This is a genomic window from Longimonas halophila (assembly GCF_002554705.1).
Lineage (GTDB): Bacteria > Bacteroidota > Rhodothermia > Rhodothermales > Salinibacteraceae > Longimonas > Longimonas halophila.
This window is the reverse complement of the sequence record NZ_PDEP01000013.1, coordinates 48,864-75,851: the sequence shown is the minus strand read 5'-3', so window position 1 is coordinate 75,851 and position 26,988 is coordinate 48,864. Positions and strand designations below refer to the sequence as shown.

Annotated in this window: 16 protein-coding genes; 4 read left to right on the top strand and 12 right to left on the bottom strand. The window is 62.4% G+C overall.

Annotated elements, in window-relative coordinates:
* Positions 1–164: 164 nt before the first annotated feature.
* The 7 genes from CRI93_RS12710 to CRI93_RS12680 form a co-directional block, all read right to left on the bottom strand.
* Positions 165–2,540 carry an ATP-dependent helicase gene (locus CRI93_RS12710; protein ID WP_098063014.1) on the bottom strand — a complete coding sequence of 792 codons (2,376 nt, stop codon included), beginning with the start codon at positions 2,538–2,540 and terminating at the stop codon, positions 165–167.
* Positions 2,541–2,833: 293 nt separating this feature from the next.
* Positions 2,834–3,349: a fasciclin domain-containing protein gene (locus CRI93_RS12705; RefSeq protein WP_098063013.1), complete on the bottom strand. Its 516-nt coding sequence runs from the start codon at positions 3,347–3,349 to the stop codon at positions 2,834–2,836.
* Positions 3,350–3,628: 279 nt separating this feature from the next.
* Positions 3,629–4,105 carry an FKBP-type peptidyl-prolyl cis-trans isomerase gene (locus CRI93_RS12700; RefSeq protein WP_098063012.1) on the bottom strand — a complete coding sequence of 159 codons (477 nt, stop codon included), beginning with the start codon at positions 4,103–4,105 and terminating at the stop codon, positions 3,629–3,631.
* Positions 4,106–4,226: 121 nt separating this feature from the next.
* On the bottom strand, positions 4,227–5,570 hold the full coding sequence (locus CRI93_RS12695) for a TolC family protein (protein WP_098063011.1): 1,344 nt from the start codon (positions 5,568–5,570) through the stop codon (positions 4,227–4,229).
* An 80-nt stretch (positions 5,571–5,650) separates the two neighbouring features.
* Entirely contained in the window at positions 5,651–8,833 is a 3,183-nt protein-coding gene (locus CRI93_RS12690; RefSeq protein WP_098063010.1) for an efflux RND transporter permease subunit, read from the bottom strand.
* 64 nt (positions 8,834–8,897) lie between these two features.
* The gene (locus CRI93_RS12685; protein ID WP_098063009.1) at positions 8,898–10,040 is read right to left on the bottom strand and encodes an efflux RND transporter periplasmic adaptor subunit; all 1,143 of its coding nucleotides are present in this window, start codon (positions 10,038–10,040) and stop codon (positions 8,898–8,900) included.
* A gap of 207 nt (positions 10,041–10,247) precedes the next feature.
* On the bottom strand, positions 10,248–12,059 hold the full coding sequence (locus CRI93_RS12680) for an acyl-CoA dehydrogenase family protein (protein ID WP_098063008.1): 1,812 nt from the start codon (positions 12,057–12,059) through the stop codon (positions 10,248–10,250).
* Positions 12,060–13,339: 1,280 nt separating this feature from the next.
* Between CRI93_RS12680 and CRI93_RS12675 the strand changes: the two genes are divergently transcribed.
* The 3 genes from CRI93_RS12675 (at position 13,340) to CRI93_RS12665 (ending at position 18,303) form a co-directional block, all read left to right on the top strand.
* Complete coding sequence (locus CRI93_RS12675; protein ID WP_245850517.1) at positions 13,340–14,773, top strand: MATE family efflux transporter; 1,434 nt, start codon at positions 13,340–13,342, stop codon at positions 14,771–14,773.
* Between the two features lie 86 nt (positions 14,774–14,859).
* Positions 14,860–16,089, top strand: a complete 1,230-nt coding sequence (locus CRI93_RS12670) for an NHL repeat-containing protein (RefSeq protein ID WP_141491705.1) — start codon at positions 14,860–14,862, stop codon at positions 16,087–16,089.
* Between the two features lie 366 nt (positions 16,090–16,455).
* Entirely contained in the window at positions 16,456–18,303 is a 1,848-nt protein-coding gene (locus CRI93_RS12665) for an SLC13 family permease (protein ID WP_217992544.1), read from the top strand.
* 164 nt (positions 18,304–18,467) lie between these two features.
* On the opposite strand, the gene CRI93_RS12660 is transcribed toward CRI93_RS12665, so the two are convergent.
* From CRI93_RS12660 to CRI93_RS12645, 4 genes are all read right to left on the bottom strand, one after another.
* Positions 18,468–19,235 (bottom strand): LytR/AlgR family response regulator transcription factor, encoded by a 768-nt coding sequence (locus tag CRI93_RS12660; protein WP_098063005.1) that lies wholly within the window; start codon positions 19,233–19,235, stop codon positions 18,468–18,470.
* 12 nt (positions 19,236–19,247) lie between these two features.
* Positions 19,248–20,390 carry a sensor histidine kinase gene (locus CRI93_RS12655; RefSeq protein WP_098063004.1) on the bottom strand — a complete coding sequence of 381 codons (1,143 nt, stop codon included), beginning with the start codon at positions 20,388–20,390 and terminating at the stop codon, positions 19,248–19,250.
* A gap of 69 nt (positions 20,391–20,459) precedes the next feature.
* Positions 20,460–21,227: a tetratricopeptide repeat protein gene (locus CRI93_RS12650; protein WP_098063003.1), complete on the bottom strand. Its 768-nt coding sequence runs from the start codon at positions 21,225–21,227 to the stop codon at positions 20,460–20,462.
* Positions 21,228–21,514: 287 nt separating this feature from the next.
* On the bottom strand, positions 21,515–23,746 hold the full coding sequence (locus tag CRI93_RS12645) for a TonB-dependent receptor (RefSeq protein ID WP_098063002.1): 2,232 nt from the start codon (positions 23,744–23,746) through the stop codon (positions 21,515–21,517).
* 478 nt (positions 23,747–24,224) lie between these two features.
* On the opposite strand from CRI93_RS12645, the gene CRI93_RS12640 reads away from it, so the two are divergent.
* The gene (locus CRI93_RS12640; protein ID WP_141491704.1) at positions 24,225–24,845 is read left to right on the top strand and encodes a hypothetical protein; all 621 of its coding nucleotides are present in this window, start codon (positions 24,225–24,227) and stop codon (positions 24,843–24,845) included.
* Positions 24,846–25,007: 162 nt separating this feature from the next.
* Here CRI93_RS12640 and mutL read toward each other — a convergent pair whose 3' ends face one another.
* Positions 25,008–26,981, bottom strand: coding sequence for a DNA mismatch repair endonuclease MutL (gene mutL, locus CRI93_RS12635; protein WP_098063000.1), 1,974 nt, complete (start codon positions 26,979–26,981; stop codon positions 25,008–25,010).
* Between the last annotated feature and the right edge of the window lie 7 nt (positions 26,982–26,988).

Here is a 26,988-nt window from a genome sequence, read left to right as displayed (position 1 = left end):
TCAACACCTGCATGCTACAAGCGCGCCCAGATCGGCACTGTCTTTATTTGGGTACACTCAGCGCCACTTTTGGACGATCCGTCGGTGCGCCATGTGTCTGTCGACGTGTAGCGCAGTTGGCGTGTGGTCGTACCCTCCATATCCCCCTGACGCGAGCCAATCTGTTATCCGATAACGCGGAGTCGGGCGTATTTGAGTTTCAGCTTCTTGTTGCCGATGTCGCCTCCAAAGAATACCACAGCGGTAGCGCGGTCGCCTTCGCCTTCAACGGATTGCACTTTGCCCTCGCCAAATTTGCTGTGCTGCACGCGCACACCGGGTACGATCTGACCTTCGCCTTCGTCGTACACCACGCGGCGCCCCGACGACCCGTTCGACGAACTGCTTTTTGAGGATACCGTGCGTGTGGTGCGGCGCGTGCCCTTCTTGGATGAGCCGGAGCCCTTGCGCAGATTCTTCCGGTAGTAGTGCGGATCCATGTCGTCGTAGCTCTCGGTGCTGCCCTTGCTGCTTGAGGAGAAGCGGTTTTTTTTCTGGCGGAGGCGTCCGCCCCCTGCGGTCTGCACCACGCTGTCGTCAATTTCGTCGAGGAAGCGGCTGCGCGTGTTGTGCTCTTGCTTGCCGTAGCGGTAGCGGTTGCGCGCCCAGCTTAAGAAGAGGCGCTCCTCGGCCCGCGTAGCGCCCACGTAGAAGAGGCGGCGCTCCTCTTCCAGCTCGGTGCGCTCTTGCGTGGCTTTTGCCAGCGGGAAAAGCCCCTCTTCGAGTCCGGTAATGAACACGACCGGGTACTCCAGCCCCTTCGAGGCATGCAGCGTCATGAGCGTGACCGTGTTGGGGTCGTCATCGCCGTCGAGGTCGGTAAGCAGCGTGACTTCCTGCAGGAACGTGCTGAGCGTAGCGTTATCGGCGCTGGCGGTGTACTCCGCGATGCCGTTCACAAGCTCCTGCACATTCTCCCAGCGGCGCAGGTTTTCGCGGGTGTGCTCTTTGCGCAGTTCGCTCAGCATGCCCGCCTCCTGAATAAGGTCGCGCGTCAGGTCGTCCACCGGGGCGCTGTCCATCTTGCTCATGTACTTGGCAATGATCGCACGGAAGCGCCCCACCGCGTTTTTGGCGCGGGTCGAGAGCGTGTCGATCTGCTCGACCTGCTCAACTGCTTGCCACATCGACATGTCGTTTTGGGAAGCATAGTTGCGCACGCGCTCCTGCGTCTTGGCCCCGATGCCGCGCGTGGGGTAGTTAATGACGCGCTCCAGGCTGGCCCGATCGTTTGGATTCACCAGCAGCTTCAGGTACGCAAGCACGTCCTTGATCTCCTTGCGCTGGTAGAACGAGGTGCCGCCAATGATGCGGTATGGCACGTTCTCGCGGCGCAGCGCCTCCTCCAGGGCCCGGCTCTGCGCGTTGGTGCGGTAGAGCACCGCAAAGTCGCTGTACTCCAGTCCCTCGCGCAGCTGCAAGTCGCGGATCTTCTGCTCGACCTTCTTGGCCTCGTCTTTTTCAGAGAGTGCCTCGGTGAGCAGCACCTTCTCGCCGCCGTCCTTGTCGGTCCAGAGCGTCTTGTCGAGCTGGTCTTCGTTCTGGTCGATGATCGAGTCGGCCAGCGTCAGGATGTTCTCGGTGGAGCGGTAGTTGCGCTCCAGCCGTACGGTGGTTGCATCGGGATAGTCGCGCTCGAACGACAGGATGTTGCTGATGTCGGCCCCCCGAAAGGCATAGATGCTCTGTGCGTCATCGCCCACCACGCACAGGTTTTTGTGTCCGGCAGCCAGCTGCTTGGCCAGCACATACTGCACGTGGTTCGTGTCCTGGTACTCGTCGATGTGCACGTACTGCCAGCGCTGCTGGTACTTTTCCAGAATCTTGGGCTCCTGGTTGAAGAGCTGCACGGGCTTCAGCAGCAGGTCGTCGAAGTCGAGCGCGTTGGCGCGTTTGAGGGCCGCTTCGTAGGCGGGATACACCTTGGCGGTGGCTTCTTGCAGGCGGCCATGCGCCATGCTGGTGTACTCCTGGGGCCCGACCATCTGGTTTTTGGCGCTGGAGATGGTGCGCTGCACCGAGCGGGGCTTCACCTCATCGGTGTTGAGCTGCAGCCGGTTCATCTGCTGCTTCACGATCTTCTTGCTGTCGTCGGTGTCGTAGATCGAAAAGTCTTGCGAGTAGCCGATTGCGTCAATTTCGCGGCGCAGCAGCCGGGCAAACGAACTGTGAAACGTGCCCACCCACATGCCACGCGTTCTGTCGCCCACCAGGCGCTGCACACGCTCGCGCATTTCGCGGGCCGCCTTGTTCGTGAATGTCAGTGCAATGATCTGGTAGGGGTTCGCCTTGCCCGTGGCCAGCAGGTAGGCAATGCGATGCGTGAGTGTGCGCGTCTTGCCCGAGCCCGGCCCGGCAATGATCATGACGGGCCCGTCGGTGGCGGTGACGGCGGCGCGCTGGTCTTCGTTGAGCCCGCTCAAGATGCGCTCTTGGGCTTCGGAGTCGGGGTCCACAGACGACGAGGGAGACGGGGACGACAGTTGGATGCGACGCGCCATAACGCAGCAGAACAGGTAGATGCAAAAGACAGAGGGTGCGCTGCGCCTGTAGGGGCGCTGCGTAGCATGCCTATACGGGATGCACCAGCCTGCGTTCGTCCAAGATCGGATAGACGCAGCGATCGAGTAGACGGTTGCATGGGGGGCTGCGATGCACGATGGACCGGGCCGTGGGCCTGAACGCAAAAGCGCCCACTTCCGCAAGGAAGCAGGCGCTTGGATGCTGCACGGATTGTACGGGGGGCAGCCAACGCGTGGCTTCCCTCCGAATTAATCCTGTGTATGCTACCATGTTAGTTTTCTTCCGGCGGCAGCAGTACGCTGTCGATCACATGGATCACGCCATTGGAGGCGTCGATGTCAGTCTGTACGACCTGGGCGCTATTGGCGCCGCTCAGCGTGACGGTGCCGTCGTTCACCGAGATGCCGACATTGGGGCCAAGCACGGTGGGTGCTTCGGTCATGCCTACGACATCTTCGGCAAAGGCTTCAGCGGGAATGACGTGATAGGAGAGGATGTCGGCGAGCTCGTCGAGGTTGTCTTCTTCGAGCAGGCGATTGAGCTCATCGCCCAGCGCGGCGAAGGCTTCGTCGGTCGGGGCAAGGATAGTGAAGGGTCCTTCGCCTTGAAGCGTTTCGTCGAGGCCGGTAGCTTGCAGCGCGGTAACCAGGGTGTCGAAGCCGTCGGCAGCAACAGCCACTTCAACGACGTTCGTGGTGTCGTTCATGGCTTGGGCCTTTGCATCCGAAAGGCCAAACCCGCCCACAAGCAGCAGGAGGGCAGCAAACGAGGAAAGTAAACGAGTCATAAGAGGACAAACGTTAATGATAAAGGTTGTGCGTAAGTACGACCCCGTAACGCCAAATCAAAGCGGATTCGTATTGGAGGTGGTACTTAAACACAACTCCTTTACATTTTGTGACGGTATGGTACACACGGAGCTAAGCTGCCGAACCATTCTTCTGTAAACAAAGAAAACGCCCGTGCCTCAAAAACGAGACACGGGCGTCGGAAACAGGCGTTACAGAGCATCCTTGCGTGTGGGCGCAGCGTAGGATGCAACGCCTGATTCAGAAGCTGTATGGGCTTACGGCGTAATGATGTTGCTGCCGCCTTCGTCAGCTTCACCGTCGCCGCTTTCGACTTCGATCACTTCCACGTCGAACTCCAGCGTACGGCCGGCGAGCGGGTGATTGGCGTCGACGGTGATGTGGTCGTCTTCCACCTTGGCAATCTGCACCGGCACGGCTTGGCCTTGCTGCGTATGCATCTGCAGCTGCTGGCCAACTTCCGGATCGATCTCATCGGGAAGCGACTCGCGGTCAACGTCCATGACCATGTCGTCGCGACGCTCACCGTAGCCGTCTTCAGGCGTGATGGTGCCGGTTTTGGTATCGCCCGGCTCCATGCCTTCCACGAGCTTCTCAAAGCCCGGAATCACTTTTTGTGCACCCAGCTCGAAGCTGATGGGCTCGCGCTCGCGCGAGCTGTCGAATACGGTGCCATCTTGCAGGCGGCCCGTATAGTGAATGTGGACGGTATCTCCTTTCTTTGCTTCAGCCACAGGTCAGTAGAGTCTGTCAACAAGAATGTATGCGAATACATATCATTTCCCTTAACGCCACGGGCCCTTCGGTGTTGAGGGGCATGCTGCATCTTCACGATCATCAGATACAGCGGGGGAGCTACGGGCTGAGCAGGGTGCTCTGCGTGGTGCCGCTCAGTTCGCGCAGGGTGAGTTCGGCCTGTTTCGCCTGGAAGCGGGCGCTTACAAGATCGCTCTCGGCGCGCACGGCCTGCTCCTGCACCTCGCGCAGCTCGATGGAGGAGATATCGCCCAGCCGGAACTGCTCCAGCGCTACCTCCACATTGTCGCGGGCCATCTGCAGGTTGTCTGTTTCGAGGGCGACGACCTCCAGCCGTCGCTGGTACTCGGCAACCGCCTGTGTGAGGGCCGCAAACAGCTCGTTCTCGGTATCCGACACGGCAAGTTCGGCGTTGCGGATGCGCACCTGTGCGTTCTGACGCTGGCGGCGGCGGTCGAATCCCGTAAACAGCGGAATCTGGAGCGAAAGTCCGTAGGTAAAGTCGTAGTTGGTGCTTTCCTGCACAAACCCGCTCTCCGACTCGGTCCGGTTCACGCCGTAGCCCAGCGAGGCGTCGAGCGCAGGGAACCGCTCAGCACGCAGCGTACGCCGCTCTTGCTCAGCCGCCCGCAACGCCGCCTGCGCCTGCTGCAGCACCGGATTGGCCTGCTGAAGGGCCGTGCGCACGGCATTGGTGGTCAGCGTTTCGTCGATGGTAATCTCTTCAGCTACCGTAAAGTCGGTCGCGGTAGTGCGGCGCCCGCGCACCCGGTTGAGTTCGGCTTTGGCGGATTCGAGGGCGGCCTCCTGGCGAAGCAGCGCCGACCGATCGGCGTTCAGGTCGACGCGGGCCTGGCGCACCTCCAGGTCGGAGGCACTCCCCACCTCGTTGCGCAGCTCCGCAATGCGCACACGCTCTTCGGAGACGGCTACGGTCTCTTCGAGCACGCTGCGCTGCCGCTGGGCACGCACGACGGCATAGTACGCAAGGGCGGCGTCGGTAAGCAGCTGCTCGGTGGTGGCCCGGGCCCGCTGCTGTTCGGCGTCGCGCTCGGCCTGCAGGCGATTGAGCGTAGCAAAGCGTCCGCCCAACCCGTCGAATACGCGCCACGAGAGCTCGGCATCGGCGCCGCTGTTGGTGCTGCGTGCGCCGCTGATGCTTTCAGGCGCCTGCCCCTGAAACTGCTGATCGGTATTGCTGATAGTTTCGTTGTAGCGCGCCTGCACCGAGAGCTCGGGCAAAAAGCCCGCGTTGCCAACTGAGGCGTTGCGCTCGGCAATCGTTACGTTGTTCTCGGCGCTCTCTACGTCGGGGTTGTTGCGCAGCGCCTCTTGCAGCACGGTGCGCAGGGCCACCGGCTCGGCATCGGGGGTTTGCGCGTGGGCGGCCGGAGCAAAGCCCAGTAGCGAGCACAGAAGAAGCAGGCAAAACCGGCGAAGCATACACAGAGGTCGGATCAGAAGAGAAAAATAGGTGCGAGCGGCTCAAGGCCCAGCGCCTTGGTAGAGATGCGGGCGCATCGTTAGGCGGCTGAGGTGCCGTCGGAAGCACTATCGGAGGCGGCAGGATCGGGCACGTTGGGCAGGGTGCCCGTGCCATCGCCTGAGGTGCCGGGCTGGGCGGCCCCGTCGCCCGACGACGAAGCGGTCACGCTCTTCGGTGGGGCGGCACTGGTCAGGTAGGTGTACATGGCGGGAATGATGTAGAGCGACAGGAAAGTGCCTACGATGAGTCCGCCAATCACCACGAGGCCCATCGGAATGCGGCTTTCGGCGCCCGCGCCCACGGCCAGCGCAATCGGCAGCACGCCCAGGATTGTGGAGAACGCGGTCATCAGAATGGGACGGAAGCGCACGGCGGCGGCTTCGGTAATGGCATCCTCGATGCTGAGTCCTGCAGCGCGGCGCTGGTTGGCGAATTCAACGATCAGGATGCCGTTCTTCGCCACCAGTCCGACCAGCATCACAATGCCAATCTGGCTGAAGATGTTGAGCGACTGCCCAAAGACCCACAGGAAGGCAAGCGCCCCCGTGAGCGCCAGGGGCACGGTAATCAGGATCGTAAACGGATCCCGAAAGCTTTCAAACTGCGCAGCCAGCACCAGATAGATGAGCACGAGCGCCAGCCCAAACACGTAGAGCAGCTGGTTCGAGGTCTCCTGAAAGTCGCGCGAGGCGCCGTCGAGGGCCGTGGAGAACGACGGGCCGAGCACCTCCTCGGCAATGCCGTCAAGTTCGGTGATGCCATCGTCGATGCTGTATCCAGGAGCCAACTGCCCCTCGATGGTCGCGGACTGGAACCGGTTAAAGCGGAAGAGCTGGGGCGGATTTGCCTGCTCTTCGACGCTTACCACGTTGTCGAGCAAGACCGGCTCGCCGCTGCTGGAACGCACATACAGGCTCAGCAAATCAGCAGGCTCGTTGCGGTTCGGGCGCTCTACCTGCGCAATCACGTCGCGCTGCTGGCCGTCGCGGGTGAAGAAGCCAACGCGCTGCTCGCTGAGGGCCAGCTGCATGGTTTCGGCGACGTCGCGCGCCGACACACCGATGTTGTCAGCGCGCTCGCGGTCGATGCTGACGTTGAGCTCGGGCTTGTTAAACTTGAGGTTTGGATCCAGAAACGTGAAGACCTCAGACTGCCGGGCACGCTCCATAAACTCGGGCAGCGTTTCTTCGAGCGCCTCCAGGTTCGGCGCCTGCAGCACGTACTGAATTGGCTGCCCGCCCTGCGAACCCACCTCGATGGTCTGCTCTTGGGAGACGAAGGTGCGCGCCCCATCCATCTGACCCACGGCCTGCGTGAGGGCGTCGGCGATTTCGGCCTGACTGCGGTCGCGCTCGTCGGGCTCAACCAGTTGCACCCGCATAAACCCGCTGTTCACCGAACTGGAGGCGCCGAATCCGGGCGACGTGACGGTGATGACCGCCTCGGTTTCGGGGACTTCATCCTGAACCGTCTGGTAGAGGCTCATGATGTACTCGTCCATGTACTCGTACGTGGCGCCCTCGCGCGCCTGGGAGAAGAGGCGCAGACTGCTGCGGTCTTCGAGCGGAGCCAGTTCTTCGGGCAGTACGCTGTAGAGTCCGCCAATGATAATGGCGCAGACGCCAATGACGCCAAAGGCCGTCCACCGGCGCTTCATGAAGACCTCCAGTGAGTGCCGGTACAGCTCGTTCAGCCACTCAAAGAACGGCTCAGTTTTGCGATAGGCCCACGGCTGCTGCTCCCGCTTTTTGAGGAGGCGCGTGGCAATCATGGGCGTGAAGGTGAGCGCCACGAAGGAGGAAATGGCCACCGCTCCGGCAATGACAAGACCAAACTCTTGAAAGAGCTGCCCCGTGAGCCCACCCAGGAAGATAATGGGCAGGAAGACCACGATAAGCGAGATAGAGGTGGCAATGACGGCAAAGAAGATCTCGCGCGTGCCGATAATACCCGCCTGAATGGGTTCGTAGCCCTCTTCCAGCTTCGCATAGATATTCTCCAGCACCACAATGGCGTCATCCACCACCAGGCCAATGGCCAGCACCAGCGCCAGCAGGGTGAGCACATTGATGGAGAACCCGGCGGCATACATCACGAAGAAGGAGCCGATGAGCGCCACCGGAATCACCAGCAGGGGGATAATAGTGGAGCGCCAGTCGCGCAGGAAGCCAAAGATCACCAAAAACACCAGGAGCAGCGCGATAAAGATGGTCTGCTGCACCTCGGCAATGCTCTGCCGGATCTGCGTGGTGGTGTCGAACCCAATGCCCAGCGTAATGTCGTCGGGCAGGTCGGCTTCGATGGCGTCAACGCGGTCGTAGAACTCGTCGACAATGCTGATGTAGTTGGCTCCGGCCAGCGGACGCAGCACCACGCCCACCATGGGCGTGCCGTCGCGGCGGAGCAGCGTGCGTTCGTTTCGGGCGCCAATCTCGGCATAGCCCACATCTTCCAGCCGCACGATCTCGCCCTCGGGCGACTGCTTCAGGATGAGCTGATTGAAGTCCTCTTCGGTTTCGAGACGACTCTGCGTGCGCACCGTGAGTTCAATGTTCTCGCCCTCGATGCGTCCAGACGGCAGCTCTACGTTCGAGCGGCCCAGCGCGGCACGAATGTCTTGCGGTGTAAGCTGGTACGCCGCCAACTGCTGCGGGTCGATCCAGAGGCGCATCGAGTATTCTTTCGAGCCCCAAATATCGACGCGGCTCACGCCCTCAATGGTCTGAAGCCGCTCCTTGAAGCGGTTGTCGGCCAGCTCGGTGAGCTCCAGCAGGTTGCGGTAGCTGCTGCTGATGTTCAAGAATACGATGGGCTGCGCATCCGCATCGGACTTCGACACGGTGGGCGGGTCGACGTCGGGCGGCAACTGGCCTTGGGCCCGCGACACGCGATCGCGCACATCGTTGGCGGCACGCTCTAAGTCGGACCCCAGGTCAAATTCGACGGTGACGGTGGAGCGACCCTCGCGGCTGACCGAGGTGAGCGTCCGAATCCCCTGAATGCCATTGATCTGTTCCTCAAGTGGCTCGGTGATCTGCGAGTCGATGACATCGGCGTTGGCGCCAGTGTAGTTGGTGGAGACGCTAATGACCGGCGGGTTCACCGACGGATATTCGCGCACACCCAGAAAGAAGAAGCCGATGGCCCCAAACAGGACGATCAGCGTCGCCATGACCGTAGATAGAACCGGGCGTTCGATGCTTAGCGAGTAAAGGGCCATGAGAGGCACGTCTGATACAGCAAAAGGGAGGACAGAAGCCGCGCTGCAGGAGCGGGGCTACGGGCTATTCGGCAGGCGAGACTGCCGCGTCGGTGTTGGCATCGAGATCATCGACCGTAAGAAGCGTAGCCACTTCGATGGGGCGTCCGGGACGTAGCTCCTGAATGTTGGACGTAAGGACGGTGTCGCCCGGGGCCAGGCCCTCGGTGATTTCGACCAGGTCGCTGGTGCGTGTGCCAATCGTCACTTCCTGCGGCTGGGCCTGCCCATTGCGGTACACAAAGACGCGCTGCACACCCAGGTTGGGTACCAGAGCAAAGTTGGGTACTACAAGCGCATCATCGACCGCGCCCAGGGTGAGCGTAAGGTCGGCAAAGGTGCCCGGGCGGAGTCCGTTACCGTCGTTAGATGCGCGGGCTCGGACGCGAAGCGAGCGCGTCTCGTTGTTGACGCGCGGCTCAGTGGCAATCACACTGGCGGTGTGCTCTTCATTGCTGTTCCGCACCGAGAACGTAATGGGTTGCCCCGCTTCCACGCGCCCGGCATACTTCTCGGGCACTGAAAAGTCGACCTTAATCGGGTCGATGCGTTGCAGCGTGGCAATGCGCGTGTCGGGCGAAATGTAGCTACCTTCGCTCACGTAGCGCAGCCCCAGTTGCCCGGTAAACGGTGCCCGAATTTCAGTTTTGGCGATGCGGGCCCCCACCTGATCCAGATCGGCCTGGAGCACCTCAACGTCGTTCTGCGTAGCGTCATAGGTTTCCTGGCTCACGCCGCCCTCTTCGAGCAGGCGGGCCTGCCGCTCCTCACGCGCCTCGGCCAGTTCAAGCTGCGCCTGTAGGCGGCGCTGCTCGGCGTACAGGTCGTCGTTGGATACCGACAGCAGCAGCGTGCCCGCCGACACCGTCTGCCCCTCGGGCAGGTCCATCGATGTGATGCGCCCCGCTGTTTCCACCGACAGGTCGATCGACTCGTCGGCACGCAGTGTACCGGTAGCACGAATCTGCTCGGCAATGCGCGTGGGCGCCACAACAACGGCATCGGCCTGTAAGGCAGGCGGTTGCTCGGCGTCTTGCCCGCTTTCATCGTCAGCAGCACGGCTATCGTCTTGGGGAAGCAGCAAGATGCCGCCGATCAGAAGCAGGCCAGCGACCAGAATCCATGGTATGGGGCGGGCCCACCAGGCAGGGGTAGAGAAAGAAGACATGGAAAGCACGTCGGGACAGCAAAGGAATAGGGCGGAGCAGCAGCCATGTTATGGCTTGCAACACAGATGTCAACTTCCATCAGGCAAACAGAGGTTCTACACCCATGTGATAGTTTGGCCATCTGATAACATGTCGCGTAACGCATCCGTGAACTCTGCCTCGCTTCATCCACGATCCGGGGGGCTCAACCACTATGCCCACAACGGCTACGCATCCGCAAATGCCGGGTCGGCAAGTGGGTCGGCAGTGGGCACCGGATCAGCGGTGTCGGCGGTGCCGGTGTGACATTTGAAGAGCGTGGAGCAGTTGAAGTCGTGCGCCAGCACGTGCGCTCCGTGCGGATCGACCGGGTGCAGGTGGTCGATGCCGGAGGCGGCCAGCCGTACCGCGGCTTCTGCCGGACGCGCATCGTGTTCGTGGTCGAGCGCCCACTGTGCATGGTGTACGGTCAGGGCAACCTCCATGGCGCATCCCACCGTGTACGCAAAGCGCCGGGCGCCGCCCTGGAGCGTGTCGGTGCTATCTTCAGACTGGGCCTTGTGGAGCCACTCTTGGGCGTGTTGCAGCGCCTGGGCGGCCTGTTTCATGGGCGGGATGAGGCGCGGCGCAGAAAGGCCGTCCATGCAGCGCTCGAACTCGGCCCGGAGCGGAGCCAGTCCGCCAGTGCGCTTAAGCGCGCGGAGCAGGTCGAGGGCCAGCACGTTGGTCGTGCCTTCCCAGATGGGCAACACCTGCGCGTCCCGATGCAGTTGGGGGATGCCGGTGTCTTCGACGTATCCGGCCCCGCCAAAGGCTTCCATCGCCTCGCTGGTTACAGACACGCACTGTTTCGCAGTAAGCAGCTTGGCAATGGGCGTGAGCAGCCGCAGCAGGGCCTGGTCGGTGTCTCTGGCGGTGTTGGCTTCGTCGCGTCCCAGCAGTTCGGCGACGCGGAACGACAGGTGGAATGCCCCTTCGTAGGTACTCTGCATTTGCGCGAGCGTGTCCTGGTGCAGCGGCTGGTCGATCAGCTTCTTGCCAAAGACCGTGCGCTTGGTCGCGTAGTCGCGCGCCAGAGCCACGGCGCGGCGCATGAAGCTGGTGGCGGTGACGGCGTTCCAGGTGCGCGTGATGTTCAGCATCGGCGAAATATGCCGCGTGCCGCGCTTTAGTTCGGTGACGGGCGTTGCTTCCACGCCATCCAGATGCAGCTCGGCGGTCGGCAGCTTACGCGTGCCAAGTTTGTCTTTCAGGCGCAGCACACGCAGCCCCGGCTGCAGGTTGCCCTCGTCGGTGCGGATGCGCACGTAGAAGAGCGCGAGCCCGCGTCCGCCTTCGGTGTTGCCCTCGGGACGTGCCAGCGCCAGCGCCATGTTTGCGGTGATGGCACTCGTAAACCACTTGCGTCCGTAGAGGCGCCAGGTGCCGTCGTCGTCCTGGCGGGCGGTGGTGTTGGACTGCCCGACGTCGGAGCCGCCTGCGAGTTCGGTCATCCACTGGCCGCTGGTCCAGGCGGATTCGGGGGCGCGGCTCGTGAGATGCGGCACGGCTTCATCGACGAGCGCCTCGTTTTCGGCGGCAAGGAGCGTGCGCGTGGCGCCGTCGGTCATAGCGAGCGGGCAGCCATACATGTCGGTTGAGGGAATGAACAGGTGCGCCAGCGCAAACTGCACCGGGCGGCTGTGCGGGCCGTACTCTTGCTCATACGGAAGCGCTACCAGTCCGTACTTAGCAGCGAGCGGCGCGGCAGTCTTCCACACATCGGTGAGCGTGATTTCATCGATGCGCTCGCCCCACGGGCTCCACTGCGTGAGTTCGGGCTCGCGGGTGCGGTCGGCCTGCTGCAGCGCGTAGAGATCGCCGCCAGCGCGCTCGCCCAGCGCGTGCAGCGCGTCGGAGGCGGCATCCAGCACCTCGCCGGGGAGGGTACGCTTCAGGTAGCTGGTGAGCACGCGGTCGCTGGTGTACTGGTTGCCGAGTTCGGGCGCGGCTTGTGTGGTGTCGACCGCGGGATCGGTGGGGGTGGACTCTGTGGACATAGCAGAATCAGGGGGATGCGGAAGCAGTGATTTGGAAGACAATAGTAACGTACATGCGCGCTGGATGTGCCCCGGTGGGGGCACTTCTGGCACTGCTTGCGTTCTCGGCTACGCTGTTCCCCTGGTGGGTCTCGGCCGGTGTGAACATGCGTAGGGACACGGAGCGCTGTGGTACGCATTTAGTGACGTGCTACCCAGGACGCAAGCTGTGCTAATAGCATTTGGCGCAGACCACCTTCGGTTTCAGTATGGGGCTCTGCTTTGCTGAATCGCCCCGCAAGCCAAGTCTCCCTCTCCTGTTGGGAGAGGGAACAAGGGTGAGGGTTTTCCTGCTTTCAAAGAACATTGTACCGAATGTTGTCGGCTCTCCTGTCGCCAACGGTCCCCTCTCCGTTTTGTGCGCTGGAGCATCAACAGGCACGGGACGTACGCTGCGCTCCCAGTCGCGTGCCACCAGCCATGTTTTAGAAAAACCATGTCTCACATGCGTAGGGACACGGCGCGTATCTGTTTAGCGGGCTTCGATGAACGCCCGGGATATCCAAACCAAACCAGCGGGGCAGAGGGGCCCGAAGGGTCATGCCAGTTGTGCCCCTGAACAGCCTGCGTCGCACGGCAGAGAGGCCGAAGGTCATGCTTTTTGTGCTATGCGACGAGGAGGCGCGAACGTCTCCGGCGGAGCTGACGGGAGCGAACAGGGGACCGTTCGCCCCAGGACAGATTTTTATTGGGAGAGCGATCACTTGACGTCCATCCACTACCAAAACTCGTGCCGCCAACGGATACGATACAGCTTTCATACTGCAAGGCTGGACGACATCCGGCGATTAATCTCACAGTATCAGAGAGCCTTGCGACGAGCGTTCATGAAAAGTTCCTGCCGCCAACAGTCCCCCGTTGGCAGCACGAATAGGACGGTCCTCCGTCCGTAATGGCGTACCGACGGGACCCGTCGGTGCCAGGGATATTGCCTACCGGCATGAACCCGTAGGGACACGGCGCGCCGTGTCCCTACGGGTTGCTACAAAACCATGGAGGGGAATCAGGCCTTTGCCCTTGGGCACATCTGCCCCCGATGGACACGTGCGCTGCTGTGGAGCTGGGTCGAATGCAGGGGGAGGCACGGCCCCTCGCTTTCCCCTAAAACAAAAATGCGGCAGACTCGGTGATGCCAAAAACATGTGAGGGATGCATGCTACAGGGCTCTTGCACGGCGACTGACCGTGTACGGTGATCAAGTATGATACGACTCGTTGGCTTTGTACAAACGGCTCTTCCTGGTGCGTTCTCTTCTCAACCCGATTCGCATGGTGCTGGAACAGGTGGGCCGCTTGCTGGCCCGCTTGGGATGGATTGATGCACGGCGCGGCGATGCGATTGCGGAGCTGGCGTGGCCGCGTATTGTGACGGGCCTGGCGCGCATGTCGAAGGCCACCGCCGATGTGGCGATGGTGGGTCTGACGGTGGGTGCTGCGGGCATTGCAGGCATCGGCTATGGCGTGCCGTACTGGACGCTCGCGTACATGCTGGGCGGTGGCATTGCGGGGGGCACGATTAGCCTGGTATCGCAGCGATTTGGGGCGGGCGAGCATCCCGGCATCACCACGGCGGTGGTGCAGAGCGCGGCGCTGGGACTGCTTACGACGTTGCCGCTGGTGGCGCTGTTCACGGGAATGACGGAGCCGCTCATCCGGCTGATTGGCTCGGGCGAGGCAGCGGTGGCACATGGCGTCACGTATCTGTCGATTGCAAGCTGGGCGATGCCCTTTGCCGCGCTCAATCTGGTGGGCAGCCGCGCGCTGGTCGGCGCCAACGAGGCGTGGATCCCGATGGTGATTCGGGCCGGTGGGGCCATCGCCAACGTTATACTGAGCGGGGTGCTCATCTTTGTGTTCGACATGGGCGTGGCAGGCGCGGCGCTGGGCACGGTGCTCGGTGGGGCCTCGGTGACGGGCGTGCTGGCCTGGGGCTTTGTACGCGGACGTCTACCGTATGTGGGCGCGCTTCCCATTCAGTGGGATGCACGGGCTGCGCTCGGGGACCGGGCCACGGCCAAACGTCTGGTGCAGGTGGGCACCCCGCTGGCCCTGCGCAAGGTGGCGCAGGGCGGCGGACGCTTCCCGATGATGGCGATTGTGGCGTTCTTTGGGCCGAATGTGGTGGCGGCCTACGTGGTGGCGCTTCGGATGCGCGGCCTCATGAACACGCCGGGCTGGGGCTTTGGGCTCGCCTCCAGCAGTCTGGTCGGGCAGGCGCTGGGCCGCAACGACGACTCAGAAGCTGAGGCGTACGGTCACGACACCCTGCGCTTTACGGTGGCCGTGTATGCACTGGGGGCGCTGGCGATCTTTGTGGGGGCGCGTCCGGTGAGCTACCTGTTCGTGCAGGATCCGGAGCTCATTCCGACAACGGTGGCGCTGCTCCGCGCCACGTGCGTGAGCGTGATGTTCCACGGCCTGCTGAACGGCGCGCTGGGTCCGCTCCGCGCTGGAGGCGATACGACCTGGCCGTTCTACGGGCAGCTGGCCGGACTCTTCTTGTTTGCGCTTCCGATCGCGTACGCAGGCACTGTGACGCCGCTCGGGCTGTGGGGCGTGTATCTGGCGCTGGTGTTTGAGACGGCGATTCCGGCGTTTGTGACGTACTACCGCTACCACAGCGGCGCATGGCTCGCCATCAACCGGGCGTATCGGGCCGCGCAAGGGTCGGCGTAGGTTGGTGTGGTGGCAGCATTGTCGCAGATTTGATAGGTTGGTATTGGCTGTCCATTCTCAGCATCCCATATCAAGCCCACATAACTATGCATCAATCCACCTCATGGGCGTTGGTGGTCGTGCTTGCGGCGCTGGTGTTGCTGGCTGGATGCGGAGGCAACCATACAGACGCCGAAAACATCCAAGACCGCAGCCCCCGCGCCAGCAGCGGCGAGCAGGTCCACCCCATGCCCGAACGCCTGCCGCATGCGGAGGTATCGCCCGTCTCCGTGAGCGATGCCGCGCCCTGCAATCTTACGTCGGTTCCTGCTTCGGTGGAACGCCTGCAGGCCCACGTTGAGGGCAACGATGCCATGGCAGATGCCCGCCGCATTCCCATCGATGTGCCTGGTGGGTCAGATGTAGAGGTTGCCTCTCTCAACGAGAATCTTGTGCTTCTCCTCATAACGCTTCCTCGCATTTCGGAGCTCTGGTCATACCACATCCCTACCGAGCGCGCCGAGCGGGTGGCCACTCGGGGCCAGGGTCCTGGCGAACTCATGTTTCCGACTGATCTGGCCGTTCGCGGCTCCGAGGTGTACGTCTCTATGGGAACGATGCGCATTGCTACGTTCACCTGCGAAGGTGCCTCCTGCACCCACCGCGAGGACATACGCACGCAGTTTCAGCCTACGCAGATTGAGGTGAGCGGGGACCGCTTTGCCACAACCGGCCAGCTTCCGCTGCGTGGCGAGACGGAGATCGATGCGCTCGATGGGGCGATCCATTACGTTAACCCGACCGGGACCCTTGTCGAGTCGTTCGGCGAGCCGTATCAGACCGACGTGTGGATGGTAAGCGCGCATTTTGCGCGATACAAGCAACTGGCTTCGCTGACCGACGGATCGCATGTTGTACACTACCACACGTTTCCACGTGTGTATGCATACGGAGCCGACCAGCCCCTACGCCAGGTCATCGAAATCGACGATTTCCTTCAACCTACCTTTGTGTATGAAGACGGACGCCGATCGGTACTTCGAGAAGATAATTACAGTCGTATCAAGCAGTTGAATGCGCTTACTGAGGGGACCGCGTTTCTCACCGTCGCGACGGTACGGATGGATAGGCCCTCCGAAGCGATGGAGACGGGCAATGAGATACGCTATCTCTACGATTACTATCTGATGGGGGCAACTTCGGGATGTGCATCGCATCTCGGCCACGAAGATGTTGCCGCCGAATACGGGGTGAACGATCGGATCCGATGGGTCCCTACCGAGCACCACCTACTGCGAATCGGAGAGGGATCCGTGCATCTGATTGACCGCGACTAATCAGTTATAACGCCCCACAGCCGTCTCACACACCCCGGATGCGGATCTTAGGCGCGGCGCATAGGTGAGCACCGGCGGTGCGGCGAATGCATGGTCCGATGCGGAGGCTATGCCGAACGTCTTGTGCCTGCCCCCCGTACAGCGACAGTTGCCGACGGTGTGGGGTGCCAAAAACCATCAGAGGCGAATTCGCGAAAGAAAGGAGGCGGAGACGCGCCGATCAGAAGTCGCGGGATTGGTGCTGCATGCGGTACTCAGGCGCGTTGGTTTTTGCAATCAACACGTGTACGTACCGCTACATAGGTGTGCTGCTCCGGTTGTGTGCTGAAGCCCTGTTGTTTTCTCTATTGTTATTGTTTGCTGTACATGTCTCTCGCTCTTGTCCCTACACTACTCGTGCAGGCCGGGCCTGTCTTTACGGTCGACATGCTCGTCGTCTTCGGCATCATTGCCGTGGTGCTTGTACTGTTCATTTCCGAGGTCATTCCCATTGACATCACGGCCCTCGGGACGATGGTCGTGGTTATTCTGTTGGAGGACTGGACGGGCGTGGGCCCGGCCGACGGCGTGTCGGGCTTTGCGAGCACGGCGACAGTCACGGTCCTCGCCATGTTCATTCTGAGTGAGGGCATCCGGCGCACCGGAGTGCTTCGATATGTGGGCAACCGGATCATCGAATGGGCGAAGGGGAGCTTCTATAAGCAGTACGGAGCTCTCATCGGGCTGTCGGGCACCACGGCGGGCGTGATCAACAACACGCCGGTGGTGGCCATGATGATACCGATGGCGGTGAATCTGGCCCGTAAATCGAAGATCTCGCCCTCGAAACTGCTGATGCCCATCTCGTTCGCCTCCATGCTGGGCGGGATGCTCACCCTCATCGGCACGTCGACCTCCATCCTGGCGAGCGACGTGAGCGCGCGTCTGCTGGGCCACCCGTTTTCGATGTTCGAATTTACGGCGTTGGGGGCCATCGTGCTCGTGACGGGGCTCGTGTATCTGATGTTTGTGGGGCATCGGCTTCTGCCGGAACGCATCAAGCCCCAGGAGGACCTGGCCGAGGAGTTTGAGATGAGCGGGTACCTGACACAGGTCATCGTGGCGGACGACTCGCCGCTGGTGGGCTACACAGTGCGACAGGTGTGGGAACAGCTGGAGCTGGATGTGGACATCGTGCGGATGGAGCGCAACGGCGAGGCCTTTGCGGCCCCGCTCGGTCCGAAGCAGTTTCGGCCCGGTGACGAACTGCTGCTTCGAGCCAATCGGGACACCCTCATGCAGCTCATGGAGACACAGAAGCTGAAGCCGGAAGCCCACTCGAAGACGTTTACCGACGAGGACTTTGAGATTGAGCGGAAGGGGGAAGCGCTGGTCGAGATTGTGCTGTTGTCCGACAATCCGATCGTGGGGGAGACGCTGCGCTCCATTGCGTTTGCCCAGCGATTCGACGCGCTCGTGCTTGCACTGCGTCGTAAGGGCGAACTGCTGTACGACAACATCGACGCGGTGCCGCTACAGGGCGGCGATACGCTCCTCGTTCAGGCCTCGGGCCAGGCTCTGAAGCAGTTTGAACGCAGTCGCTCATTTGTCGTCATTCAGCCCGACGAGGAGGCGACCTTTCGGTTCGAGAAGTTGCCGGTCGCCCTCGGCATCATTGGGCTCGTGGTGGGACTGGCCGCGCTGGAGGTGGTGCCCATCATGGTGTCGGCCCTCGGGGGCATCGTGGCGATGGTGGGCACCGGCTGTGTGAAGCCCAACGAGGTCTACAAGGCGGTGGACTGGAGCGTCATCGTGCTGCTGGCGGGTCTCATCCCGCTGGGGATGGCCATGGAGCGGTCGGGAGCAGCTGTCTATCTGGCACATGCCATCACCGGCATAGCAGATGTCGTTCCGCCTCTTGTCTTGCTGTTTGTTTTTTACGTGTTTACAAGTCTCGTTACGCAGGTAATTAGCAACAACGCCAGCGTGATTCTCATGCTGCCAATGGCTGTGGAGGCGGCCGAGCTGACCGGAGCTGATCCCTTCTCGTTCGTTCTGGCCGTGACGTTTGCTGCAAGCTGTGCCCTCCTCACGCCGATCGGATACCAGACCAACCTCATGGTCTACGGCCCTGGCGGTTACCGCTTTACGGACTTCGTGCGCATGGGGGCGCCGCTGCAACTGCTTCTCGCATTCGTCACGTGCGGCGGCATCTGGATGATCTGGGGCGTTTAACGATGGAGAGATTTCGGGATCTGGAGCGTTTACGCCGCTCGTCCTCGAGACAGCCGTTCCTACATGTGTCCGCATTACCATTATCATGGCGGACAAGGGCTTACGATTAACCGGGTGCACATGTACGTAATGGCCGGTGCAGCGAAACGGCTGTAATGCCTGCCTCACACAATACGCGATCGGATCTCGGGGGCGTAGGTGCGGCTGACGCGCAGCCGGGTGCCGTCGGTGAGGCGGACGTGGTAGCCGCCGGAGCCGTCGCTGCGGAGGTGGTCTACCGCATCCAGTGCAATGAGGTGGGAGCGGTGGATCCGCAAAAACCGGTCGCCCGACAGGCGCTCGTCCAGGTCGCCAAGTCCTGCTGACGAAAGGTAGGTCCCGTCGGCGGTATGGATCTCGGAATAGTCGCCCGCCGCTTCAACCCACTGAATGGCGCTCGTTTGCACGGGAAGGATTTTCTCACCGTGCCGCACGTAGAGCCGGTCGGGGGCGTCGGCAGACGTGGTCGTCTCTTGCAAGAGCCTCGCCAGGCGGTCGGCGTAATCGGCAGCGGTTTCCTCCTGATCATGCCGGTCGAGGGCCCGCTGCACGGCCTGCTCAAAGCGGTCGCGTTTGTAGGGCTTCAGCAGATAGTCCACCGCGCCAGTTTCGAAGGCTTGGATGGCGTACTCGTCGTAGGCGGTCGAGAAGATGATGTACGGCGGTGGATCCAGCTCGATGCGCTCCAGCACGTCAAATCCGTTGCCTTCGGGCATCTGCACGTCCAGGAAGACGAGATCGGGCGTGGTGGCTTCGATCACGCGGACGGCATCGGTGCCGGTGCCTGCTGTATCTATCACGTCGATGTGCTCGAAGTCCGACAGGTACTCGCGCACCAGCTGGCGTGCGGGCGGTTCGTCGTCTACGATGACAGCTGTTAGCGAATCAGGCATGGCGAAGAAGCGTCAGTTTGTGTCGAGGGGAAGGGTAAACCAGACCCGAAAGCCGTGCGGGTCGACGGCTTCGGTGTGGAGGGCGGCCTCGGAGCCAAAGGCGTGCGTCAGCCGCCGAGCGGTGTTCGTAAGTCCGACGCCGGCGCCCTCTTCGGTGGGAGTATGGGGCGCAGCATCGTTGCCGTTGATAATGGTTTCAGGCACAGCGCTGGCCGAAGACGGGCCGGCCCCGGTGTCTTCGACACACACGCGCAGGATGCCGGTGTCCTGTTTTACATACAGCGTAACCGTTCCGCCGCGTGCCTGCGGGGCGATGCCGTGTTTGATTGCGTTCTCCACGAGCGGCTGCAATACCACGGGCGGCACGGGCGTGTCGAGAGCATCCTCGGGCGCGTCGATGTGATAGGCCACCGACAGGCGGTCGGAGAAGCGGCGCGCCTCCAGGTCGAGGTAGGACTTCGCCATCGCGATTTCGTCGCGGAGTGGCACGCGCTGGCGCTCGGTGCTGTCAAGGGCATGGCGCAGCAAGTGCGCCAGGTCAGCAATCATTTCGCGGGCCTGCTCGGGATCCAGCGGCACGGTGGCGCTGATGGAGTTCAGCGTGTTGAACAGGAAGTGCGGCTGCACCTGCGCTTTGAGAGCGGCGAGTTCGCGCTCGCGCGCCAGGGCGGCATACTCGGCGGCCTGCTGCTCGCGCCATCGCAGCCGCTGCACCGAGCGCACCAGATGATAGATGGCAAACTGCACCGCGTATACTGTGAGATTGCCGAACAGAATCCACTGGAAGTTGCTGCGGATGTCCGTCGCAACGGCTGATCCAAAGAACGCCTCCATGCTGGCAAGGTAAAGGCTAAGCGTTCCCCAAGCATAGAGCGGCCCCAGCACTGCGTGAACGGCCAAGATCTGCCCCCAGTGCATGCCGTCCATGCGGCGCACGGTGACCCACCAGGCAGGCACGCTGGCCGCAGCCATCAGGATTGTGAACAGCGTCTGACCGATAAGAATGCCCCCAAGAGGCGCCTCAGGTGCTTGTCGGATCACAAAAAACGTATAGAACAGAGTATAGAGCAGCCAGCAGACTGTCGCCAGTCCCACGCCGGGCCACGTAATTCGCGGAGGCGACGGGGATCCGGTGACAGGAGCACCTGAAGTCATGAAACAGCAGACAGATGGAAAGCAGGATGGAGACGAGGCCAGTGGACACCGATGCAGCCCAGCAGCCCGCTATTCAGCCGCGGCCAGCTCCGGCATCAGCACGTGCTGCACCCATCCGTAGCCGGGACGCACGTCCAGGGCATTCTCGAACGCGGCGCGGGCCTCGCGCGGGCGGTTGTCGTTTGCATGCGCAATGCCTAACCACGCATACGCATCGGCATGGCCCCAGTTGGGCTGGAGCGGATCTGTGGGGGACGTGTTGGCAAAGCGATTGGTGGCTTCTTGCAAGCGCGCGATGGCTTCGTCGGTGTCGCCGCCCCACATGCTGGGGGTATTGTACAGGCTGATGCCCTGGGCAAGCAGCACGCGTGGATTATTGGGCGCAGCCTCCCGGGCACGCTCTATGGCATTGTTTGATTTGGAACCGTAGCGCATGCCGCTGATCATGCCGCCCGCGGCTTTGCGTCCGTACACGAGGGCAAGCAAGGCATTCGCCTCCGCCCAGCCCGACCGATGGTCGAGCGCAGCCTCCAGATGCGTCTGTGCATCATCCATGTAGGCGTCGCTGCGGTCTTCATCATCCACCAGATCGATCAGGCGGTAGCTGGCCAGGGCGGTGTAGTAATGGCTAAGCGCGGGGCGTGCATCAGAGGATGAGGCGCGCTCAAAGAGGGCCCGGGCCTGTTGCACGGTAGGCGCATGTCCTCGTGTGACGCCGTCAGTAAGCTGGCTGATGCCCTGTGTAAGCAGCGAATCGACAGGCTGGGCCGCGGCGGCCAGTGGTATCCACAGTGCAAGCAAAAGCGCGAGTAAGAGGCTGTGCATCAGGCGAGACATAGGACGTCAATAGGGCTGTGAAAAGAAGTACGTGATGGTGAGATGACGAATAAACGACCTTCTGCGGAGTTGGCAGGCAATCGGTGAGTCGCGTAAGGCGGCGATGGGCGGGGCGTTCGCATTGTCGTTGGGGATGCGGGGGGACGGAGTTATTAGCGTAGAGGGTGGAGCACAATTAAGTGACCGATGGCTGGAAAGGATGCATCAGGGTGCCGGAGATTTCTCGACTTCGCTCGGAATGAAACCGCAAAGAGGGGGCGATGGATATCGGTGGGCTCTGCGTCCCGCTATAGCTGCACTCTTACTCCGATGTAAAACGAGCGTCGGAAATTGGTCGTGCGGAGCGAGCGGTTGCTGTAATCCGCCGTGTAGTTCACGCCGGTGGCATTGGCGCGATCGAGGAGGTTATTGATGGCCGCGTAGACGATTGCGTGTTGCTGATTGCCAAATGGCCAGAAGTAACTGACCTGCATGTCGAGGCGCTGGTAGGGCGGGAGGCGCATGCTGCCCACCGGGCCGTCGATGGGGAGCAGAGCATCGCTGGCGGTCGGTTCGGTGTCTACCACCGGCGTGAAGGGCCGCCCCGAGGTGACACGGTACGTGCCGCCCAGGTAGACGCGGGGCAGCACCTCTGCCTTGCCCACCACCGAAAGCTGATGCGTCAGGTCGAATGGCGCGGGGCCGTCGTCCAGTTGCACTACGGAGCCCACGTCGCGAGGCTGCGTGCGCTCGGCATCCAGCAGGCTGTAGCTGATCCACCCGCTGATGGGCGTTTCGAGGAAAGCACCATAGCGCAGAAAGGCGTCGGCACCGCGTGCGTGACCGGTGCCCTCATTGGCGAATGTGGCACTGCCGGTACGCACCACGAGGTCGCGGTACGGCTTCCAGTACCCGGCAATGCGCGCCAGCCAGGGGCCGCGGTCGTGTTGTAGCCCCAAAACGAGATGCTGGGCCTGCTCCGCCCCGAGCGCGTTCGGACCGCTGTGCTCGCCCAGCGTGGAGGGCTCCGGGAACTGGTGATAGCGCCCCCAGGCGGCGCGCAGGGTCGTGGATCCGCCAAGCTGCATGGCCAGCGCAGCACGCGGATCGGCCACGGTGCCTGCATCGCTGTGATGATCGGCTCGGAGTCCGACGGTGGCCGTGAGGCGGGGGCCGATGGGGACGTCGGCATCCAGGTAGCCACCCGCACGGCGAACGGTAAGAGCCTCGCGGAATGTGTTGGTGGGCGCGCCGGGGGTTAGCACATCGGGCTGGACGGGTACGGTGCCGCGAATCTCGTAGGTGCGTCGCTGCACGATGGCACCAGCCCGCCACCGTCCGCGTTCGAACTGCGGGAGGCCGCGATGTGTGGCATCCACCCGCAACGTGGTTGCGCGGTCGATGGGGCACAGGTCGAGCACACCAAACGACCGCTCCGAGGCAAACCGGCTCCACGACAAGCTGCTTTCCACGGTCCAGTCGGAGGCGCTCGTTTCCCAGTGCAGGCTATGAAGCTGGTTGGTCGCTTCGGTGCGGTAGCGCCCGACAAACGCGCCCTCTTGCGTCTGCACACCCAGGCGGCTCTTCCGCACAAACGACTGCGCCTTGAGCTGCCCGAGCCGGTCGTGGTCCCACGTAAGACTCGCTGTCCCGTCCCACCCCTGGGGCACCGTATCGAAGTCATCGTTTTGGCCGTTGACGCGAAACAAGAGCCCGGTGAACGAGCGGTTGCCCGAGACCCGGAGTCCGAGGGCATCATATACAATCGGCTGGTCGATGCGCAGCCCGACCCCGGCCAGTCCCACGTTGATGCGCTGCTGCGCGGCTTGGGGACGATCGAGGGTTTCGATGGAGAGGACGCCCGAGAGCGCATTTCCGTACTTGGCCGAGAAGCCGCCGGTGGCAAACTGCGTTCCGTCTACCAGAAACGTTGGCACCGTGCTAAACGAGCCGCCGCTGGGCGATTCGTAGCGGTAGGGATGCGCAAGCGGAGCGCCATCGAGCAGCGTTTGGGTTTCGGAGACGTCGCCGCCGCGCACGAACAGCCCGGCTCCGTCGCCAGGAGCAGCCACGCCCGGAAATGCCTGCAATCCTCGCAGCACGTCGCCCGAGGCGCCGGGGGTGGTCACCGCCTCCAGGGTTGAAAGCGAAGCCTGGGCATCCGTCCCCGTGGTGAAGTGTGCCTCAGTGACGAGCGCTTCATTGAGCTCGATGTCGCGTGGTGATAGCTGAAAGCGTACCGACGTGGTATCGCCTGGTGCGAGCATGACGGATTGCGTGTCATCAGCGTATCCGACCATGGAGGCGCGCAGCGTGACGCGTTCGCTACGGCGCGTTGTAAAGCGAAAGCGCCCGGTGGAATCGGTAGCCGCGCCTGCTACTGTTCCGTCGATGCGAACGCTGGCGTAGGGAAGCGCCTGGCCGTCGGCATCTACGACGCGCCCTGTAACCACTGCAGGTGGGCTTACGGGTTGAGCCGAAGCTGTGGATCCCCAAACGATGCAGGCAACAAGAAGGACAAGTGAGAGCAAGTAACGCATAGCGCATGGCGGGAGCACCAGAGAACAGCGAGGTGCTTGGATTCATGCGCGGCCCAGCCAGCCGTTCGGCCCCAATCGGTGAGCCGCGGCGTGCGGCGTTGAGTGGGGGTAGGGGAGCGTCTCGTGCCCCCGTCTTCGGCTACTGAGGACGTTCACCATCACATAGAACTGCGCTACTGCCCGATAACCATCCCTGTTGGATCATGAACCTGGGAGCACACTTTTCGGCGCGTTAGCGTATTTGCCGCGGATTTGATATGTTGGTACCGGGTGCCATTTTCAGCACATCAAACTTAAATAACGCAGTGTGCGGGTTTTTCGATGGTCCTTCCCGGTTGGGCATCCCCCTTTGTCGCTGCGCGACATTTCCCCCTTCGCGAAGGGGGAAACGCCCGAACAGCGTGAGGGAATGGGGGATGTCAGGACCGTGCACTCTGCCACAAGGCGGCGATCAACAAAGGAGGAAGGAAACCTGCACATGCCGTTAAATACGATGCATCAGTCCATTTCATGGGCGTTGAGGGCCGTGGTCGTTTCGCTTGCACTGCTGACTGGATGCGAGTTCAGCGCATGCGACGATTGCCATCGCGCCGCGCCTGTAACCCTGTTCGAGGATGACGAAGCAACCCTTGATATGCCGGGCCTTGTAGCCGACCGGGATACGTTTACCGTGACGGTGCGCGCGTATCCAACTGTGTCGGGGGTTGGGCGGGTCAATCTGGTTAGCCAAGCCTACATGCTACGCACAATTGCCCCGGTTCAAGACTCCACCGGATGCTTCCAGAGCAGCGAACCGGCGCTATGCGTGGAAACGTCTCTTTCCACAGATTCGGCGCGGGCTGAATTTGAGGCCGACCGTCTCTTCGAGCAGTCCTGGCGCGTGGTGCTCGAAGAAGGGCCCATGCGAAGCGATTATCCGTCAATTAGCGCAAGTGTGCAGGTAGACTCGGTGCGCAATGCAGGTGGCGATCTCTACTGGGTGCATTCGCGCGAGGCTCTACGCATTGTGGATGCCCGTGGCCCCATTGTGCCCGGTGTAAAATCAGATCGGACTGAGCTTGCATTTGAGCGCAATTGGGGAGGAGGGACGGAATATTGATTAATGGAAAGGGCATGATTACGTGACGAGCGCCCGAAGGAGCGTTCCAAAGGTGCAGGAGGTTCCTCTCACGACTGCCGTCGGGATCGGAATGAGACTGCAGAGAGGAGGCGCAATGTATGCCGAAAAGTTAGCACACTACCCAACGTATCCAGCGCCCGATTACGCCTTGTTCAGCAGCGCGCCGACTTCGTCGAGGGAGAGACGGATGAGTGTAGGCGTGCCGCTGGGGTCAACGTAGGGGACCTCGCACTGCCAGAGCGTGCGGATGAACGCGCGCCGCTCTTCCAGCGCCCAGTCGCCCACCCGGTCGAGGGCCTGGCGGCTGGCCAGGGTGCGGGCCCAGGCTTTGTGGCGCGTTTCGGTGGCGGATTCGGGAGTGCTGTCGTCATCGCTAAGGAGCGCGCGGAAGGCGTCGACAGCGCGCTCGGTGTCGAGCTTGGGCGGGATGCCGCGGAGGGCCACGGTGCGTCCGCTGAGGGATTCGGCATCGAAGCCAACGTGAGCCAGTTCGTCCTGCAGCCCCTCGAAGCGCTCGGCTTCTTGCACGGAGAGGTCGATGGTTTCGGCAAAGAGCAGCTGCTGCGACTCGCCGCTCTCTTGCTGCAGGCGTGCCTGATAGCGCTCGTACAGAATACGCCGGTGCGCAGCCCGTGGATCGACCACCATCAGCCCTTCGTCGATGGGCACGAGCAGGTAGCGCCCGTGCAGCACCCACACGGGTCCATGTCCGGGCGTGGACTTGGGAGCGCTTGTGTCTTCATCAGATGCGTCGGCATCCACTTCGTCTTCGGGGCGGTACAGACGGTCGGTGAGGGGGCCGAGCGGGCCGCTTTGCGATGCTGTGGCCCCTGCATTGGCGCGGGAACCGGTGGGTGCGCTGCCCGATGATGGGGCGGAGCGCGATCCTGAAGACGACCGTGACGAGGTGGTGGGGGAGGCAGACGGCTCTGCATCTCCAAACGATACGGGCGTGGGGCGTGAGGACGACGGGGCTCCGGACGCTCCTCCGCTTGTTGCGGACGCGTCGGCCTCGCACGGGTCGAACTGCGGGGTGGTGAACTGTGTTTTGAGGGCCTCGCGCACGCTGCTGCGGAGGAGGCCGTAGATGCCGCTTTCGTCTTCAAACTTGACCTCGGCCTTGGTGGGGTGCACGTTGACGTCAACGCGTTCGGGGTCGAGCTCCAGGAACAGGGTGAAGAACGGGAAGGCCTTGTCGGGGAGCCAGTCGCCGTAGGCTTTGCGCACGGCATGGCTGAGGTAGCGATCCTGGATGGCGCGGTCGTTCACGAAAAGAAACTGGTCCTCGCGGGTGGATTTGACGCGCTCGGGGTGCGCCACAAGCCCCCACACGCGCAGGTAGCTGGATGCATCGGAGACGGGCAGGAGGGTGGCGGCGCGGTCTTCGGTCCAGAGCTGGCGGATACGAAAGCGGAGCCGCTCGTGGTCGTCCTGCGCAGTGGCGGCTTCGCACTGCACGATGGAGCGGTCGTCGTGGTCGAGTTCGATGTGCACGCCGGGATGGGCGAGGGCCTGCTGGTAGATGGTGTCGGAGATGTGCTTCATCTCCGTGGCCGGCGTTTTTAGGAAGTTGCGACGCGCGGGCACGTTGTAGAAGAGGTTGCGCACCGAGATGGTGGTGCCCGCCGGGGTGGCGCACGGGCGATGGGTCTCCATCGTACCGCCGTTCATCTGCACGAGCGTGCCGATGTCGTCCTCTACACGGCGCGTTTTGAGTTCGACCTGCGCGACGGCGCCGATGGAGGCGAGGGCCTCGCCGCGAAACCCGAGCGTACGGATGCGCTCCAGGTCGTCGATGCCTCGAATCTTGCTGGTGGCGTGACGCTGGAAAGAGCGCTTGGCATCGGCCCGGCTCATGCCGCAGCCGTCGTCGGTGACCTGGATGAGCGTGCGTCCGGCGTCTTTGATGCGCACGGTGATGCGAGAGGCCCCGGCGTCGAGCGCGTTCTCGATTAGCTCTTTGACGACGGAGGCGGGGCGCTGCACGACCTCGCCCGCGGCAATTTTGTTGGCGAGCACGTCGGGCAGCTGCCGAATGAGACCGTCGTTGCTCGTGTCTCGGTTGCCCGCGTCGGGGGGAGCGTCTCGGGCATCTGGTGCAGAAGAATCAGCCATGCGGGGA

What these genes read in the sequence shown, in the direction of transcription:
- CRI93_RS12645 (WP_098063002.1), bottom strand. Translation starts at nt 23,746, where the DNA reads ATGCGTTACTTGCTCTCACTTGTCCTTCTTGTTGCCTGCATCGTTTGG.
- CRI93_RS12665 (WP_217992544.1), top strand. Translation starts at nt 16,456, where the DNA reads ATGTCTCTCGCTCTTGTCCCTACACTACTCGTGCAGGCCGGGCCTGTC.
- CRI93_RS12710 (WP_098063014.1), bottom strand. Translation starts at nt 2,540, where the DNA reads ATGGCGCGTCGCATCCAACTGTCGTCCCCGTCTCCCTCGTCGTCTGTG.
- CRI93_RS12690 (WP_098063010.1), bottom strand. Translation starts at nt 8,833, where the DNA reads ATGGCCCTTTACTCGCTAAGCATCGAACGCCCGGTTCTATCTACGGTC.
- CRI93_RS12650 (WP_098063003.1), bottom strand. Translation starts at nt 21,227, where the DNA reads ATGTCTCGCCTGATGCACAGCCTCTTACTCGCGCTTTTGCTTGCACTG.
- CRI93_RS12640 (WP_141491704.1), top strand. Translation starts at nt 24,225, where the DNA reads ATGCCGTTAAATACGATGCATCAGTCCATTTCATGGGCGTTGAGGGCC.
- CRI93_RS12695 (WP_098063011.1), bottom strand. Translation starts at nt 5,570, where the DNA reads ATGCTTCGCCGGTTTTGCCTGCTTCTTCTGTGCTCGCTACTGGGCTTT.
- CRI93_RS12680 (WP_098063008.1), bottom strand. Translation starts at nt 12,059, where the DNA reads ATGTCCACAGAGTCCACCCCCACCGATCCCGCGGTCGACACCACACAA.
- CRI93_RS12660 (WP_098063005.1), bottom strand. Translation starts at nt 19,235, where the DNA reads ATGCCTGATTCGCTAACAGCTGTCATCGTAGACGACGAACCGCCCGCA.
- CRI93_RS12685 (WP_098063009.1), bottom strand. Translation starts at nt 10,040, where the DNA reads ATGTCTTCTTTCTCTACCCCTGCCTGGTGGGCCCGCCCCATACCATGG.
- mutL (WP_098063000.1), bottom strand. Translation starts at nt 26,981, where the DNA reads ATGGCTGATTCTTCTGCACCAGATGCCCGAGACGCTCCCCCCGACGCG.
- CRI93_RS12670 (WP_141491705.1), top strand. Translation starts at nt 14,860, where the DNA reads ATGCATCAATCCACCTCATGGGCGTTGGTGGTCGTGCTTGCGGCGCTG.
- CRI93_RS12655 (WP_098063004.1), bottom strand. Translation starts at nt 20,390, where the DNA reads ATGACTTCAGGTGCTCCTGTCACCGGATCCCCGTCGCCTCCGCGAATT.
- CRI93_RS12705 (WP_098063013.1), bottom strand. Translation starts at nt 3,349, where the DNA reads ATGACTCGTTTACTTTCCTCGTTTGCTGCCCTCCTGCTGCTTGTGGGC.